Raw genomic sequence first — 1,830 nt, forward strand, 5'->3', positions numbered from 1 at the left:
CGCTCGCCGCCGGCCCGGTGCGGATGGACATCGAACGGCACGTGGTGACAGTCGACGGCGGGGCCGTGCAGCTGCCGCTGAAGGAATTCGAGTTGCTGGAGCTGCTGCTGCGCAACGCGGGCCGGGTGCTCACCCGGGGCCAGCTCATCGACCGGGTCTGGGGCGCCGACTACGTCGGTGACACCAAGACGCTCGACGTGCACGTCAAGCGGCTGCGCTCCAAGATCGAACCGGAGCCGTCCGCGCCGCGCTTCATCGTCACGGTGCGGGGTCTGGGCTACAAGTTCGAGCCGTGATCGGCGTACGCGAAGGGGGTCTGCGCTCGACGCAGGCCCCCTTCGGGCTGTTTCCGCTCGCTCAGCGGACGACCTTGATGTTGAAGTTGGCGGTGTCGAGTCGACCGTAGAGCCGCAACCAGAGCGGCAGCAGCATCTCGGTGCCCCGCGCGGTGGAGAGGTCGCCGAGGTCGATCACGTCGGTGTGGCCGAAGCTGACGAGCAGTCCGGTGACGATCCGCTTGGCCTCCGTGTCGTCGCCGGAGACGAAGACACTGTGCGCACCTTCGGCGAGCTGATGCGGGTGCACCATCAGCTCGGCGGTCACCGTGTTGAGGGATTTGACCACCCTGGTCTGTGGAAACTCGCGCTGGATGCGTTCGGCGAGGGAGTCGGTGTTGAGCACCGACAGGGTGGGTGGAAAACCCGCACCGAAGTCGAGCGGGTTGGCGATGTCGAGCAGAACCTTGCCGGCCAGGTTCGGTGCGCCGGCCGCGGCCAGTGCCGGGAGCGAGCCGTTGCCGTTTGTGGCGTTCACGACCAGCTCGGCGCCGCTTGCGGCTTCGGCGAGGGTCGCCAGGCCGACCTCGGGATGCTGCGCCGCCCAGTGGGCGTGGTCGCCGGCCCGGACGGCCGCGACGTCGCGGGTGCCGATGGTCACCTGGTGACCCAGCTCCGCCGTGCGGGCGGCGATGGCTCGACCGACCGAGCCGGTGCCGAGAACTGCGATGCGCATGTCGATCGATCCTCCGTCGGGACATCGAATCGGCTCATGCCGATCCTAAGGAGGCTAACAGACAGGTCTGTCTATCGCAGCCCTCTGTCGAGTCGCAGAGGTGTCGGCGTGCAGCCCTCACTGGACGCCCGGAGGGGCGGCAGTGCGGGTGGCAGTCCTTTGGAGCTGATGTCACAGACGAGTCATCCGCCGTCGCCGGCCGGTGTCTTCCGCTGATGTCACAAGCGATTCAGCTCCAAAGCGCCCGGACCCACGTCCCGCCCCTCGTCTGCGAGGCCATCGCGAGGCCGTCGCGAGGCCGTCGTGCCATAGTCGCGCGGCCCTCGCGGGGGCGCCGAAGCCGAGGGCACTGCCTCCGTAGACGAAGCCGTCTATAGGATCAGGGCTGTCATCAGCAGAACGAGGGAGCACCGATGCCCGCGCCCCGCACTCCGGCCGGCTCGGCCAGGGACCGGATCCTGGACACCGCGTTCCGGCTCTTCTACGCGCACGGGCCGCGCGGCGTGGGGGTGGACACGGTGATCGCCGAGTCGGGCGTGGCCAAGGCGACGCTCTACAAGCACTTCCCGCGCAAGGACGACCTCGTGCTGGCGTACCTCGATCGGGTCGACCAGGCGTGGTTCGGCGCGTTGCGGTCCGCGGCCCGGGATGCCGGCGACGAACCACGCGACCAGCTGGTTGGGATGTTCGACGCGCTGACCGGCGCCTGTCGCCGGGAGGGCTACCACGGCTGCGCGTTCATCAACACCGCAGCCGAGTCGTCCGCCGCTGGGCCGGTGCACGCCCGGACGGTCGAGCACAAGACCGTGGTCCGTGCCT

Annotated in this window: 3 protein-coding genes; 2 read left to right on the top strand and 1 reads right to left on the bottom strand. The window is 69.2% G+C overall.

What is annotated here, in order from left to right; genetic code table 11:
• Positions 1-296, top strand: a 296-nt coding sequence (locus tag ABZ749_RS34695) for a helix-turn-helix domain-containing protein (RefSeq protein WP_357235533.1), incomplete at its 5' end; no start/stop codon positions are given.
• A 61-nt stretch (positions 297-357) separates the two neighbouring features.
• On the opposite strand, the gene ABZ749_RS34700 is transcribed toward ABZ749_RS34695, so the two are convergent.
• On the bottom strand, positions 358-1,011 hold the full coding sequence (locus tag ABZ749_RS34700) for an NAD(P)-binding domain-containing protein (RefSeq protein ID WP_357235536.1): 654 nt from the start codon (positions 1,009-1,011) through the stop codon (positions 358-360).
• 413 nt (positions 1,012-1,424) lie between these two features.
• On the opposite strand from ABZ749_RS34700, the gene ABZ749_RS34705 reads away from it, so the two are divergent.
• Positions 1,425-1,830, top strand: a 406-nt coding sequence (locus ABZ749_RS34705; RefSeq protein WP_357235538.1) for a TetR/AcrR family transcriptional regulator, incomplete at its 3' end; no start/stop codon positions are given.

This window comes from Micromonospora sp. NPDC047753 (assembly GCF_040642735.1).
Taxonomy (GTDB): domain Bacteria; phylum Actinomycetota; class Actinomycetes; order Mycobacteriales; family Micromonosporaceae; genus Micromonospora.